The 14,162-nt window shown below is 61.3% G+C and carries 15 protein-coding genes and 1 tRNA gene; 12 read left to right on the forward strand and 4 right to left on the reverse strand.

What is annotated here, in order from left to right; all coding sequences use genetic code 11:
• Positions 1–162: 162 nt before the first annotated feature.
• From NVV77_RS12450 to NVV77_RS12480, 7 genes are all read left to right on the forward strand, one after another.
• Positions 163–1,164, forward strand: coding sequence for an ABC transporter permease (locus NVV77_RS12450; RefSeq protein ID WP_295413640.1), 1,002 nt, complete (start codon positions 163–165; stop codon positions 1,162–1,164).
• On the forward strand, positions 1,161–2,078 hold the full coding sequence (locus NVV77_RS12455; RefSeq protein ID WP_295413642.1) for an ABC transporter permease: 918 nt from the start codon (positions 1,161–1,163) through the stop codon (positions 2,076–2,078). Before NVV77_RS12450 ends, NVV77_RS12455 begins: the two co-directional genes overlap by 4 nt.
• Positions 2,075–2,989 carry an ABC transporter ATP-binding protein gene (locus NVV77_RS12460; RefSeq protein ID WP_295413644.1) on the forward strand — a complete coding sequence of 305 codons (915 nt, stop codon included), beginning with the start codon at positions 2,075–2,077 and terminating at the stop codon, positions 2,987–2,989. Before NVV77_RS12455 ends, NVV77_RS12460 begins: the two co-directional genes overlap by 4 nt.
• Positions 2,986–3,810, forward strand: coding sequence for an ABC transporter ATP-binding protein (locus NVV77_RS12465; RefSeq protein WP_295413647.1), 825 nt, complete (start codon positions 2,986–2,988; stop codon positions 3,808–3,810). The genes NVV77_RS12460 and NVV77_RS12465 overlap by 4 nt, the downstream gene beginning before the upstream one ends.
• A 45-nt stretch (positions 3,811–3,855) precedes the next feature.
• Positions 3,856–5,454, forward strand: a complete 1,599-nt coding sequence (locus NVV77_RS12470) for a DUF5060 domain-containing protein (protein ID WP_295413650.1) — start codon at positions 3,856–3,858, stop codon at positions 5,452–5,454.
• The gene (locus NVV77_RS12475; protein WP_295413653.1) at positions 5,451–6,962 is read left to right on the forward strand and encodes a DUF5060 domain-containing protein; all 1,512 of its coding nucleotides are present in this window, start codon (positions 5,451–5,453) and stop codon (positions 6,960–6,962) included. Before NVV77_RS12470 ends, NVV77_RS12475 begins: the two co-directional genes overlap by 4 nt.
• A 93-nt stretch (positions 6,963–7,055) precedes the next feature.
• Positions 7,056–7,526 (forward strand): VOC family protein, encoded by a 471-nt coding sequence (locus tag NVV77_RS12480; protein ID WP_295413655.1) that lies wholly within the window; start codon positions 7,056–7,058, stop codon positions 7,524–7,526.
• Between the two features lie 170 nt (positions 7,527–7,696).
• Here the strand turns inward: NVV77_RS12480 and NVV77_RS12485 are convergent, their stop codons facing one another.
• On the reverse strand, positions 7,697–8,143 hold the full coding sequence (locus tag NVV77_RS12485) for a DUF305 domain-containing protein (RefSeq protein WP_295413658.1): 447 nt from the start codon (positions 8,141–8,143) through the stop codon (positions 7,697–7,699).
• Positions 8,144–8,285: 142 nt separating this feature from the next.
• Here NVV77_RS12485 and NVV77_RS12490 point away from each other — a divergent pair, with 142 nt between their 5' ends.
• Both NVV77_RS12490 and NVV77_RS12495 read left to right on the forward strand, forming a co-directional pair.
• Entirely contained in the window at positions 8,286–9,473 is a 1,188-nt protein-coding gene (locus tag NVV77_RS12490; protein ID WP_295413660.1) for a hypothetical protein, read from the forward strand.
• Between the two features lie 53 nt (positions 9,474–9,526).
• Positions 9,527–9,961 (forward strand): Rrf2 family transcriptional regulator, encoded by a 435-nt coding sequence (locus tag NVV77_RS12495; RefSeq protein WP_295413661.1) that lies wholly within the window; start codon positions 9,527–9,529, stop codon positions 9,959–9,961.
• Here the strand turns inward: NVV77_RS12495 and NVV77_RS12500 are convergent.
• Together NVV77_RS12500 and NVV77_RS12505 are read right to left on the reverse strand one after the other, a co-directional pair.
• On the reverse strand, positions 9,958–10,656 hold the full coding sequence (locus tag NVV77_RS12500) for a glutathione S-transferase N-terminal domain-containing protein (RefSeq protein WP_295413662.1): 699 nt from the start codon (positions 10,654–10,656) through the stop codon (positions 9,958–9,960). The two genes, NVV77_RS12495 and NVV77_RS12500, sit on opposite strands and share 4 nt — an antisense overlap.
• A 144-nt stretch (positions 10,657–10,800) precedes the next feature.
• Positions 10,801–10,875, reverse strand: a tRNA-Gly gene (locus NVV77_RS12505).
• Between the two features lie 195 nt (positions 10,876–11,070).
• Between NVV77_RS12505 and NVV77_RS12510 the strand changes: the two genes are divergently transcribed.
• The 3 genes from NVV77_RS12510 to NVV77_RS12520 are packed head-to-tail and all read left to right on the forward strand — an operon-like array spanning position 11,071 to position 12,927.
• Positions 11,071–12,015 (forward strand): co-chaperone YbbN, encoded by a 945-nt coding sequence (locus tag NVV77_RS12510; protein WP_295413682.1) that lies wholly within the window; start codon positions 11,071–11,073, stop codon positions 12,013–12,015.
• A 13-nt stretch (positions 12,016–12,028) separates the two neighbouring features.
• Positions 12,029–12,694, forward strand: a complete 666-nt coding sequence (locus tag NVV77_RS12515; RefSeq protein WP_295413685.1) for an LON peptidase substrate-binding domain-containing protein — start codon at positions 12,029–12,031, stop codon at positions 12,692–12,694.
• A complete protein-coding gene (locus NVV77_RS12520) occupies positions 12,694–12,927 on the forward strand; it encodes a Trm112 family protein (RefSeq protein WP_295413688.1) in 234 nt (77 codons plus the stop codon). Before NVV77_RS12515 ends, NVV77_RS12520 begins: the two co-directional genes overlap by 1 nt.
• Positions 12,928–12,947: 20 nt before the next feature.
• Here NVV77_RS12520 and NVV77_RS12525 read toward each other — a convergent pair whose 3' ends face one another.
• Positions 12,948–14,162 (reverse strand): FAD-dependent monooxygenase, encoded by a 1,215-nt coding sequence (locus NVV77_RS12525; protein ID WP_295413689.1) that lies wholly within the window; start codon positions 14,160–14,162, stop codon positions 12,948–12,950.

Consider the following 14,162-nt stretch of genomic DNA (forward strand, 5'->3'; position numbering starts at 1 on the left):
TGTCGCCCCGGCCCCCGGATCAAGCCCGGGGGTAAACCGCGGGGCCCATCTTGAGATCTCAGGATGGATCCTGGCCATTGCCGGGATGACAGCCGGGGGAGGAGACGGCACAACGCCATATGCCCCGAAAGCGACGTGTAGGTTTTTGCGAAGGACTGACAGATGGGTGTTCTCGCCTATGTCGCCAAGCGGTTCGGCCTCTATCTCGCCGTGCTGTTTATCGGGCTGACCATAACGTTCATGCTGCCCCGCCTCATGCCGATCAATCCGGTCGACGGCTATATCGGGCAGATCCAGAGCCGCGCCAATGGCACGCTCACCCCCGAGGCCATCGAGGAAATGCGGGCCAACCTTGAAGTGCTCTATGGCCTCAAGGGCGACATCCTCACCCAGTATTTTTCCTATCTGAAGCGCGTCGTCATCGACTTCGATTTCGGCCCGTCCTTCACCTACTACCCCACCGAAGTCTCGACCATGATCGTCACGGCGCTGCCCTGGACGCTGGGGCTGCTGCTGACCTCGACCATGATCGCCTGGCTCCTGGGCAATATGGTGGGGCTCGTTGCCGGCTACTTCCACAAGCACAAGGCCGCTTCGGTGCTCGAATTCGTCGGCATCCTGCTCTACCCGATCCCCTACTATATTCTGGCGGTCACGGTGCTGCTGCTGCTGGCCTATATTTTCCCGATCTTCCCGCTCTCCCCGACCTTCCCCGTCGGCGAGATGACCTGGGCCAAGGTGGGCATGATCATCTACAATTCGCTGCTGCCGGCGATCACGCTGGTGCTGGCAGGCTTTGGCTGGAACATTCTCTCGATGAAGGCCCTGGCGGTCGCGACCACCGAGGAGCCCTATGTCACCTATGCACGGTTGAAGGGCGCTTCGAACTGGACGCGCATGACGCGCTATGTGTTCCGCAATGCGCTCCTGCCGCAGGTGACGGCGCTGGCGCTGTCGCTGGGCATGATCTTCAACGGCGCGCTGCTCACCGAGATCATCTTCTCCTATCCTGGTATCGGCCTGATCATGCGCACCGCCGCGACGGGCGGCGACTACAACGTGCTCTATGGCGCGATCACGCTCTCGATCCTGGCCGTGGCGACGGCCGGCCTCGTCATCGATCTCATCTATCCTCTCCTCGACCCGCGGATCCGCACGAAATGAGCATGGACATCAACAATGCCGATCCGGTGGCGCTGGTTGTCGCGCCGCCTGTCGCTGGTAAACCTGGACGCAGGAAGGGTGGTCTGCTCTGGCTGCTGAACGCCCGTCTCGCCGTGGGTCTCGTCATCTTGCTCGTCATGGGGCTCGGCAGTTTTATCCTGCCTTACTTCGCGCCGGCCGATCCGTCGGTCCAGGCCACTTACATGCGAAATCTGCCCATGTCGGGCGTCCACTGGCTCGGCACAAATGCGCTTGGGCAGGACATTTTCTGGTTCCTGGTTTTTGCCATCAAGAACTCGCTGATGCTCGGCATTCTCGTTGCCGTCGGTGTGACGATTGTCGCGACCATTGTCGGCCTCAGCGCCGGCTATATCGGCGGCGCCTTCGAGCGCATCGTGATGCTGTTCGTTGATACGTTCATCACCATCCCGCTCTTGCCGATCCTGATCATTCTCGGTGCGCTGATCCGCGGCAACACCTCGTTCTTCACCGTCGGGCTGATCATCATCATTTTCGGCTGGGCCTGGGACGCGCGCACCGTTCGCGCCATGGCGCTCTCTCTGCGCGAACGCGAATTCATCAACATGGCGCGGTTCTCGGGGGCCAATACCGTCGATATCCTCGCCAAGGACATCTTCCCCTATGTGTCGGCCTATATCCTAGTCGGCTTCATCAACACGGTGCTCTTTGCCATCAATACCGAGGCGACGCTGGCGGTGATCGGCCTGTCCAAGGTGGAAGTGCCGACGCTCGGCTCCATCATCTTCTGGGCCCTGAGCTACAACGCCCTGTTCACCGGGCAATATCCCTGGATCGTGGCGCCCATCGTCGCGACCGTTACCCTCTTCCTCGGGCTGTTCCTGACGTCCACAGGGTTCAATCAGGCCTTTGCCAGCAAGCGTGGTGTGTCATGATCCGGCTCAACGATCTGAAAATCAGCTATCGCATCGGCGGAAGGACGATCGATGCCGTCGATGGGGTGACCCTGACTATTCCGGACAATTGCGTCGTCGGCATTGCCGGCGAATCCGGCTCCGGAAAATCGACGCTGATGAAGGCGATCTATGGCGATATCCAGTCGCCCATGTCTTTCTCCCGCGGCAGCATCGACTACGGGCTCAAGGGAACGGACGGCAAACCCGTCACCGCCGAGAACGTGCGCAAGGAATGGTTCAAGACCATTTCCTATATCCCGCAATCCTCGATGAACTCGCTCAATCCGGTGATCCGCATTCGTGAGCAGTTCGTGGATTTTCCGGGGACCGACAGCGACAAGAAGCGGGTGCTGGAACGGGCGCGGGCCTATATCGGAAAGCTCGGCCTGCCGCCGGAGGCGATGGATTCTTATCCGCACCAGCTTTCGGGCGGCATGCGGCAGCGCATGATGATTGCGCTCGCGACCTTCTTCCAGCCCGAGCTGATCATTGCCGACGAGCCGACCACGGCGCTCGACGTGGTAGTGCAGAAGGACATCTTGATGCTGCTCATGGAGCTGCAGGAAGAGATGGGGAACACTATCCTCGTCGTCTCGCATGACATGGGCGTCCACTATCAGGTCACCCACAAGATGCTGATCATGTATGCCGGGCGCGTCGTTGAATATGGCGATACCGACAGCGTCTTTGCCGATCCGCAGCACGCCTATACCAAGATGCTGATCGACTCTCTTCCCACCATTGGCGACGACAGCATGCGCGGCGTCATTGCGAGCCAGGCCGGGGCCGGCGGCGACCGCGCCTATCGCGTCGAACCCAACCTCATCGAAGTAAAGCCGGGGCACTTTGTGGCCCAGCCGGCGCGGCAAAAGGAAGGAGCTTTGGCATGAGCGTCATTCTCCAGACCGAAGGTCTCAACAAGATCTACCGCCTCGGCGGCTTCATGCGATCCAAGCCGATCCAGGCGCTCAACGACGTCAACATCACCGTCGAGAGCGACAAGCCGGTGGTGATCGCCGTCGTGGGCGAGTCGGGTAGCGGCAAGACTACGCTGGCCAAGACCCTGCTGCGGCTGGAAACGCCGACCAGCGGTCGGGCCATCGTCTATGACCAGGTCGTTGCCGGGCAGGGCGCCATTCCCTCCAAGAAGGATTTTCTGGGATTGGTACAGCCGATCTTTCAAAATCCCTTTGAGGCGTTCAGCCGCTATCGGCCGGTGGACGTCTATCTCGAAGAGACGGCGCGGCGCGTGGCCGGCATGGACGGGATCCAGGCCGAAAACGCCGTGACCGAGGCGCTCAAAAATGTCGGCCTCAGCTATGAAGAGGTGCGCGGCAAATATACGGCCCAGTTCTCAGGCGGTGAATTGCAGCGCATTTCGGTGGCCCGGGCGCTGATTCCTGACCCGAAACTGATCGTGGCCGACGAGCCCGTCTCCATGATCGACGCTTCGCGCCGCATGATCATCATAAACCTCTTCAAGCGGCTGCGCGACGAGGCGGGGCGGAGCTTCGTCTACATCACCCACGATCTCGCCACGGCCTATTACATCTCCGACTATGTGGCGGTGATGAACAAGGGTCGCGTGGTCGAGTTCGGGCCCGCGCGAAAAGTCATGTCGGACCCCAAGCACGACTATACCCGCCTGCTGCTCAGCTCGATTCCCACGACCACCAGCCGCTGGCGCGAGCGCAAGCGCATCGCCAGTTAAGCGGAAATTTCAGAACCACTCACTTTCAGACTACGGGACAGCAAGATGACCAATTCTGCTTCTGCCAACGGCGCCGCGTCGCTGTGGGCGACGTATGAACTCACCCTAAAAGGCCCGAGCGAGGGCAATCCATTCCAGGACGTCGAGCTGCGTGCCACCTTTAGCCAGGGCGACCGGCTGGTGCGGGTGAACGGGTTTTATGACGGCGACGGCAATTTTAAGCTGCGCTTTCTGCCCGACACGACGGGCACCTGGACCTATCAAACTAGAAGCAATGTTTCGGCGCTCGATGGGGTGAGCGGCAGCTTTGAGGTGGGTGCGGCCAAGCCCGGGCACCATGGGCCGGTGCGTGTCTCCAACCGCCACCATTTCCGCTATGCCGATGGCACCCGCTACATCAATATCGGCACCACGGCCTATGTGTGGAACCTGCAGGGCGATGCGCTCGAGGAAGAGACGCTGCAGACGCTGAAGGACGGTCCCTTCACCAAGATCCGCATGTGCGTGTTCCCAAAACACTATCGCTACAATCAGAACGAGCCCGAGCGCTATCCCTTCCCGCTGGTGAAGCAGGGATCAAGCGAATGGACCGGCAGTTTCCGTGGTGACTTCGGCTGGGAGTTTGATTTTTCGCGGTTTGAGCCGGATTATTTTCGGCACCTCGAAAAGCGTATCAACCAGCTCGCCGAGATTGGCGTCGAAGCGGACCTGATTATCTTCCACCCCTATGATCGCTGGGGCTTTTCGAAGATGAGCCCGGCCGAGGACGATCAATACCTGAAGTATCTTGTGGCGCGCCTCGCGGCACTGCCAAACGTCTGGTGGTCGATGGCCAATGAATATGACCTGATGCCGTCCAAGACCATGGCGGATTGGGATCGGTTCATCCACATCACTTCGGACAACGACCCCTTTGGGCACCTCCTCAGCGTGCACAATTGCTTCGCCTTTTATGACCACAACCACCCGCGGATTACCCATTCGAGCATCCAGCGCTCGGGGGCAAATCTCTCGGCACTGTGGCGCGAAAAATATGGCAAGCCGGTCTCGATCGACGAGTGTTGCTACGAGGGCGATATTGCCGAACTCTGGGGCAATATCTCGGCCAGGAAGATGGTTCGGCGGTTCTGGGATGGTACCGTCAATGGCGGCTACGTCACCCATGGCGAGACCTATTATAATGACGAAGAGAACCTCTGGTGGGCCAAGGGCGGCAGGCTGATTGGCGAAAGCGTCGAGCGCATCGCCTTCCTGCGGAAAATTCTGGAAGAGGGCCCGGATGAAGGGCTCGATCCCGTCAAATCGACGGGCGCATATCGCACCACCATCGCCGGCGGCCTCGACAATGTCGTGTTGGCCCAGCTCTTCCAGCCCACGCCGGGCGAAGAAGATTGGCCGCGGGTGCAGGCCTGGTTCGCGACGGCCGGCCAGCCACATCGATATTACCTGACCTATCTCGGCGAGAACCAGCCCAATGAATTCGCGGTGGCGACCCCGCCGGGCGAAAAATACTCTGCGACGCTGATCGACACCTGGGAAATGACCGAGAAAACGCTGGCTGAAAGCGTCGAGCGCGGCGACGTGCTGCACTTCTCGCCAAAGCCCTATCAGGCGCTGCTGTTCAAGCGCGTCGACGGAGAATGAGCATGACGACAACAGCGCAATGGGATGTTTTTGAAGCCAGCTTTTCTGGTCCGCCGGGCGGCAATCCGTTCCTCGATGTGACGCTGGAGGCCTTTTTCCAGCAGAAGAGCCGCGTCGTTCGCGTGCCGGGCTTTTATGACGGCGAGGGCATTTTCCGCGTTCGCTTCATGCCGGACAATGAGGGCGAATGGACGTTTTCGACCAAGTCCAATGCGGCCGAACTGGACGGCAAGACCGGCGGCTTCACGGCCACGGCGCCGCGTTCGGGCGTGCATGGGCCGGTGCGGGTCACCAACAAATTCCACTTTGCCTATGCCGACGGCACGCCGTTCCTGTCTTTTGGCACTACCTGCTACGCCTGGACGCATCAGCCGCTGAGCGAACAGGCCAAGACGCTCGAAACGTTGAAGCAGACGCGCTTCAACAAGCTGCGCATGGGCGTCTTTCCCAAGGACTATCCCTACAACGTCAACGAGGCGCTGCACGACGTCTATCAGAAGGGCGCGGATGGAAAGTACGACTTCGACCGGCCCAATCCCGAAAGTTTTCGCCATTTTGAGAACCAGGTGAAGGCACTGGGGGAGATGGGGATCGAAGCCGATATCATCATCTTCCACCCCTATGATCGCTGGGGCTATTGCGACATGAGCGAGGCGCAGGACTATGCCTATGTCCAGTATCTCGCCGCGCGCCTGTCGGCCTATCGCAACGTCTGGTGGTCGCTCGCCAACGAATACGATTTCCTTCTCAACACCAAGCCGATGCACCAGTGGGAGCGCTACTTCCATATTCTGGAAGAGAACGACCCCTATGGGCATCTGCGCTCGATCCACAACGGCGACCCGGAGGCCAATTACGATCACCGCAAACCTTGGGTGACCCATGTCTGCATCCAGAACTGGGACGTGAAGCGCACCGGGGAATGGCGGCTGGCCTATGGAAAGCCGGTGGTCAATGACGAGCCCGAATATGAGGGCAATATCATCCAGGTCTGGGGCAATATTTCTGCGCAGGAACTGGTACACCGCTTCTGGATCACGGCGATGCGCGGCGGCTATACCGGGCACGGCGAAACGTTCTCCAATCCCGACGATCTCATCTGGTGGGCCAAGGGCGGAGAACTGCATGGCGAAGCCTGGAAGCGCATCGGGTTCCTGCGCGATCTCATGGAAGAAGACGCCAAACACGGGTTTGAGCCGATCGACCCGCAGACGCGCTATCCCTGGAACCGGGTATCGGGCGCGCGGGATGGCGATACGACCATCATCTACTTTGGTGAGCACCAACCGGTGATCTGGGCTTCGGGCCTCCCCAAGGACGATAGAAAATATCAGGTCGACTTGATCGATACCTGGAACATGACGGTCGAACCGGCAAAGATCGTGCCGGCACCGCAGAACCATCCGACCCGGCACGGGGCGGTGGTGATGCAGCGAAAACCCGATGCCGCTTTTGCAGTGGAACTGCCGGGCCGGCCGCATCTGGCGATCCGCATTCGCCCGGCCTGATTTTCAGGAATCTAGGCGACCATGTCGAAGTCTCCCGCGTTGAACCGTCTTGAAGGCAGGCGCCCTCGAGGCGGTTCAACAGGAGGACTAACGATGAAGGTCACCCAGCATCTCTGGTTCGAGAAGGATATGGACGCGGCGATCAAGTTTTACACGTCGCTGATTCCGGGCTCGAAGATCGAATGGGTCTCGGCCATTCCGGCAGATAATCCCAGCGGCCCGGCCGGCAGTGTCGGCATGGCCGCCTTCACCATTGGCGACCAGCGCTATATGGCGATCAATGCCGGCCCGCTTGACCCGTTCAACCACAGTTTTTCCATTATGGTTGAATGCGACACCCAGGCCGAGATCGACCGGCTGTGGGATGCGCTGAAAGAAGGCGGCGCGACCGAACAATGCGGCTGGCTGCGCGATCGCTGGGGCCTTTCCTGGCAGATTGCGCCGAGGCAGCTCGGCGAACTGATGATGGACCCTGATCCTGCCGTGTCGAAGCGCGTGACTGAAGCCATGCTCAAGCAGGTGAAATTCGACATCTCGGCGCTCGAAGCGGCGGCGAGGGGATAGTCGCTTCAATTTCGGTGATTGCCGACACCCCCACCCGGCCTCCTCCATCAAGGGGGAGGTGGAGGGCTGGAGGTTTTGACTGCATCTCGCCAAGCACTCGATGCGGCACCTCCCCCTTGATGGGGGAGGATGGGTGGGGGTGTGGGGAGCCACTGCTCAAGCGGTATAGCCTACTTCGCCGGCAGTCTTGCGAGCCAGGCCTGCATCTCGCGGATTTCCACCTGCTGGGTGGTGATGATCTCCTGGGCGAACATCTTGATCCAGGGATCGGTGGCGAACTCCTGCGCCACCTTGGCCATTTCGACCGCGCCCTGATGGTGCGGAATCATCGAGCACACGAAGGCAGTCTGGAAATCCTCGGCCGTCATGCCGCGCATCATGTCCGAATGCATCGGCTCCATGGTTTGCAACAGCGCGGCATGGCTCTCATCGGCATGGGCAGCCATCATGTCGATATGCTCCTGCATGGACATGCCGCCGTGATCGGCCATGTCATCGCCGCAGACCGGCGGCAGCGGCAGCACGGCGACCGCCTCGGCCGGCTGATCCCGCACAAGGAGTGCGCCGACAAAGGCTACAGCCAGCACGCCCGCAGCGCCCCATTTCATGACGTCCATTTCGAAGACTTCTCCGATTTCGTTTCGGCCATGACTATGGACCAGAAAATCTTGGACGGTTTGATCAGGATCAAAGATGCGCGTCAGATGCATGTTTACCTCGACATCGACTGCAGCTGTTGCAGAACCGATGGAGTGCAAAGTGACAACGCATCTCGAAAACGTAGCCGAAGACCGCGGGGGGCGCGGCCTGAAGCGCTGGCTCGCTCTCGGTCTGCCCCCTGTTCTCGCGCTGATGAGCCTGGGCGCCGCAACGCCGGCCTATGCGCACGTAAAATGGTTCGCCCCCTATGTGGTTGGCGCCTCGCCCGCGCCGATCACCGGCACGCTGACCAATTTCTGGTTCTGGCTCGGCATCATCCTCGTGCTGGCTTTCTTTGCCGTGACGGTCGCCGTCGAGCGCAGCAAGCTTGGCACCACCATTGGCGGGGCGCTCGATTGGGCCAGCGCACCGCTCTGGACGCGCTCGGACGATTTCATGCGCGCCATTATCGGCGGCTTCTTCGTTGCCATCTTCGCCGTCGGCGGCGTTTATCTGACGCCGGACCTGCAGACGCCCAATGAATGGGTTTCGTGGCTGCAATTGCTGATTGCGCTGCTGGTGTTTTCGCGCCGCACCATGCCGCTGGCCGCAGCCGGCATTATCGGCCTCTGGGTCATTGCCCTCAGGGACTATGATTTCTTCCACCTGCTCGACTATCTGGCCCTGGGCGTCGGCGTTGCTGGCTATCTGGTGCTGGCCAGCAATCCCGAAGGCAAATGGTACCAGCATCGCTTCGCCGTGCTGCGCTGGGGCGTTGCCATCGCGCTGATGTGGTCGAGCCTTGAAAAGTTCGCCTATGCCGAATGGTTCTATCCCCTCGTGGAAGAACGGCCCTTCCTGACCTTCGGCATGCCGCGTGATGCTTTCATCCCGATGGCGGGTGTCGCCGAGTTCACCATGGGCTTTGGCCTCCTCTGGACGCCGCTGATCCGCCGGCTCTCGGCTGTGGCGCTGATCATCATCTTCACCGCCGCCGTCTATCCCTTCGGACGCATCGACCTTGTGGGCCACGCCCTGATCATGGGCACGCTGTTCCTGATCGCTGCCGATCCCATGCCCTCGGGACCGCGGGTAAAGAGCCTCGTGCCGGCCATCGCCGCGGTGCCGGCGGGTCTGCTCGCCGCCATGGTGATCATCGCGGGTAGCTATTGGGGTCTCCACGCCGCCTTCTACGACTACGACACGGCCAACCCGCCCGTGGCGCCGAGCGGTGAACTCTTGACGCACCGGCCCAATGCCGAGAACCCGCATGGCATGACCATGCCCTCGGCCCAGCCCCAGCAATAGAAGCACTGGCAACCCCGCTCCGGCGGGGTTGCCTTCTTGCGCGGGAGGCAAGAATGCGCCTGACTCAATTCACCGACTATGCCTTGCGTCTGCTGATGGTTCTGGCCAGCGAGCCCAACCGGCGGGTAACCATCCAGCAGATCTCCGAGTTTCACGGCATTTCCCGCAACCATCTGATGAAGGTCGCCAGCCGGCTTGCCCGTGCGGGCATCCTTAGTCCGAGTCGCGGCCGCAATGGTGGGCTGGTGCTGGCAAGGCCGCCTGAAGAGGTGCGGGTCGGAGACGTCATCAGAGCCTCCGAACCCGATTTTGCCCTCGTCGGCTGCATGGCGGGCGAGCACTGCGTCAACACCCCCGATTGCCGGCTGACCGGTGTGCTCAACACGGCGCTGGCCGATTTCCTGGCATCGGCCAACCGCTATTCGCTGGCCGATATTGTTGCGCCGTCGAGCCCGTCGCGCCTTGCCCTTGCGCCCAAACCGGCCTAGGCCGCCGGGATAGTCAGGCCACGCTGCACGGCGGGGCGCGCCAGGCCGCGTTCAAGCCAGGCGGGTACGTGCTTGAGCGTGTCGAAGGCGACGAGGTCGCGCGCGCCATAAAAGCCGATGAGATTGCGCACCCAGCCCAGCGTCGCGATATCGGCGATGGAATAGTCGTCCATGATCCATTCGCGCGCTTCGAGGCGCCTTTCCAGCACTTCGAGCAGGCGCCGCGATTCCACGCGGTAGCGCTCCAGGGGCCGCTTGTCCTCAAATTCCCGCCCGGCGAATTTGTGGAAGAAGCCGACCTGGCCGAACATCGGCCCGATCGCCGCCATCTGGAAGAAGAGCCACTGGATGGTTTCGTAGCGGCGGAGCGGGTCGGCGGGGAGGAAACGCCCGGTCTTTTCAGCTAGGTACAAAAGAATGGCGCCTGATTCGAAGAGGGCCAGCGGTTTGCCGCCGGGGCCGTGGGGATCGATGATTGCCGGAATTTTGCCGTTTGGGTTGAGCGACAGAAATTCGGGCGTCCAGGTCTGGTTCTGACCGATATGAACGGCATGGGCCTCATAGGGCAGGCCCAGTTCCTCAAGCATGATCGACACCTTCACCCCATTGGGCGTCGGCCAGGAATAGAGCTGCAGGCGATCGGGATGGATCGCAGGCCAGCGCTGGGCGATAGGAAAACTCGACAGGTCGGTCATGAAGGGTCTCGCATTCTCTGGGCTCAAGGCGGGCCAGCTAGATCGCGAGTCGGGCGCCTCGGCAATGGTGCGAGAGATCAATGCTAGAAAAACAAAAAGGGTCCCGAAGGACCCTTTGTTTCTCAAAACCAAAGTCTTGAGAATTGGAGCGGGCGATGGGATTCGAACCCACGACCCTAACCTTGGCAAGGTTATGCTCTACCCCTGAGCTACACCCGCGCTCCACGTCGCTGCGCCTTGAAGCGCTTCAACGAGGCGCTATATGCCTAATCATCAGACCGATTGCAACCCCAGTTCTTCGCTTTCCTGTCATCTTGTTGAAAGCCTGTGGGAACTAGGACTTGCAACCGGGGTGAGGCGGGCGCAAAAAAGGCCCGCGACTGCTCCCTCAATGCCCATTCGCGAGAGCTCTTTATGTCGATTTCCATCAACGGCGCCGCCGGCGCTGCCCCGGCCGCACCCGTCGGCCTCATCAGCGAATCTTCCGATGCCGGCTTCCGTGCCGACGTGCTCGAAGCCTCCCGCGATGTTCCGGTTCTCGTCGATTTCTGGGCGCCCTGGTGCGGCCCATGCCGCCAGCTGACCCCTGCCCTTGAAAAGGTGGTCAACGAAAAGGCCGGCAAGATCAAACTTGTGAAGATCAATATCGACGATCATCCGGGCGTTGCCGGGCAATTGGGCGTGCAATCGATTCCCGCCGTCTTTGCTTTTGCCGGCGGCCGTCCGGTGGATGGTTTCATGGGCGCCATGCCTGAAGGCGAAGTGCGCAAATTTGCCGATCGCGTCATTGCTGCCGCTCCCGCCGGCGCGCCGCCCGCTGATTCGATCGAAGCCCAGATTGCCGATGCACTAAAAGTGGCCGAAGAGGCCTTGGCCGCAGGCGATCTCGGCCAGGCCGCACAGATCTTTGGCATGGTGCTGCAGCACTCCCCTGAAAACGAGCTGGCGCTGATCGGCCTGTCCCGCGTCTATGTCGAGGCTGGCGAATTCGAACAGGCGCGGGCCACGCTGGACCTGGTGCCGGAAGACAAGCGCAAGGGCGAAGCCTATACGACCCTCGCCAATACGATTCGCCTGCAGGACGAAGCGGCCGGCCTTTCCGAATCGGCGGCGCTCGAAGCGGCTATTGCTGCCAATCCCGACAATCACCAGGCCCGATTCGATCTCGCTGTGGTGCTCAATGCCGAAGGCAAGCGCGTCGAGGCGGCCGAGGCTCTCGTTGCCATCTTCAAGCGCGACCGCACCTGGAACGAGGACGGCGCGCGCAAAAAGCTGCTCGAATTCTTCGAGGCCTGGGGCGCCAAGGATCCGGCAACGCTCAAGGGTCGCCGGCTCCTGTCTGCCGTTCTCTTCTCCTAAGGGACTAAAAACTATGCCGCAGCGCCCAGCGAGCCCTCTTGAGGTGCCGGACGTGGTCCCGATCTTTCCACTGACCGGGGCGCTGCTGCTGCCCTATTCCCATCGCCCGCTCAATATTTTCGAGCCGCGCTATATCGAAATGGTCGATTTCGCGCTTTCAACCGACCGGCTGATCGGGCTGATCCAGCCCGAGGACGCCAGCGAGGAAAGCCCGGCCGGCCAGGTACCTCTGCATAAGGTCGGTTGTCTCGGCCGGTTGACCCATTTCGAGGAAAGCGGCGACGGACGCTATTTCATCATCCTGGAAGGGGTGACGCGGTTCCGCATTCAGAAGGATCTCGATCGCGGCACGCCCTATCGCCTGGCAGAAATTTCTGCCGAAGGTTTTGCGGCCGATTTTGTCCGCAATGACGGGGAAGAGGCGGTCGACCGGGCGCGCTTCGTGAAAATGATGCGCGACTATGCCGAATTCGCGAGTATCGATCTCAATTGGGAAGAGATCGAGCGCACCGGCACTGCTGATCTCGTCAATTTCTGCGCCATGGTCTCGCCCTATGGGCCGGCGGAAAAACAGGTTCTGCTTGAAGCGCAGACACTGAACGACCGGGCGGAAACGCTGATCGCCATGACCGAATATGAAATGGCCGGCGGCGGCAAAGGCGCCGTGCCGCTCAACTGATGACAGAACCCCCGGTCGATCCTCGCCACGTCGTCGACCGGCAGGTGCTGGAAATGCTGGTCTGTCCGCTGACCAAGACGCGGTTGACCTTGTCCAGCGACCACAAGGAGCTGATCTCCATCGCCGCGCGGCTGGCTTTTCCCATCGTGCAGGGCGTGCCGCTTTTGAGCCTCGAAGAGGCGCGCAATGTCGAACCCGAAGAAATTCAGGCACTTTCCAAAAAAAGCAGCTGACTAGAGAAGGCCCCGTTTCCCTAGATCGGTAGGCCACTCAGCAATTTCGGGCCGCTCTGGGACACACCGGAAGCCGCGCGGATCATGGCGTCCTTGAGTGGTCCGGCGCGGTCAACCAGGCCCAGGCCGAAATCACGGATGGCGCGCACCGGCGCCACGTCATTGGAAAAAAGCCGGTTCATGCCATCGGTCACCATGACCATGCTGGCCGTGTCGAGCCGGCGCCAGGCCTGGTAGCTGGCGAGAACATCGTCGCTGCCATGGTCGAGCCCGAGGCGGATGGCGTCGACGATCACCTCGGCCAACGCCGCGACATCCTTCAAACCGAGATTAAGACCCTGGCCGGCGATGGGGTGGATGACGTGCGCGGCGTCGCCAACCAGCGCGAGGCGCGGGCCGACAAAGTCGCGGGCGACCTGCAGGCGCAGCGGAAAGCCCATCAGCTTGTCTTCGAGCGTCACGGCGCCAAGGCTCGATCCCATGACGGCCTCGATCTCAAGGGCCAGTTGGGCGCTGTCCATGGCGAGGAACGACTTTGCGTTTTCGCTCGTCTCGGTCCAGACCAGCGAGGAGCGGTTGCCCTTGAGCGGCAGGCTCGCAAAGGGGCCGGATGGCCTGAAATGCTCATAGGCGACCCCGTCATGGGGCAGTTCATGCGTAATGGTCGCCACGAGCCCCGTCTGGCGATAGTCGTGGCCTGACGTGCCGATGCCGGCGCGCTGGCGCAGGGCTGATTGCGCGCCGTCGGCGGCAACGATCACGGGCGAAACGATGGTGCGGCCATCGGCAAGGGTCAGCCGGCCTTCTGACCAATCGGCGATTTCGGCCGGGGCGATGACGGTAACGAGGTCGCCCATGGCGCCGAGCAGGGCAGCCTGGCTCGCCGTATTGGGCACCATGTGGGCAAAGGCCTCGCCGGGTGCGACCTCGCCGTCGAATTGCAGGAAGAGCGGTCGCGCAATGTCCCCGCTCCCCGAATCGGTAATGCGCATGGCGGTGATCGGCTGGGATTGTGTCTCCATCTCCGCCCAGACGCCCAGGGCATCAAAAACCCGGCGCACGCCTGCGGCAATGGCCGAGGCGCGATTGTCCTTGGGCACGCTCAGCGGCCGGCGATCAATGAGGGCGACGCGGATGCCGCGCATGGACTGGACCAGCGCCAGCGCCATTGTCATGCCCACCGGCCCGCCGCCGACGATGGCCACATCGAAATGATCTTTTCCCGCTGCGCTCAT

The sequence above is a fragment of the Devosia sp. genome (assembly GCF_024707125.1).
In the GTDB taxonomy this organism is placed as follows: Bacteria; Pseudomonadota; Alphaproteobacteria; order Rhizobiales; family Devosiaceae; genus Devosia.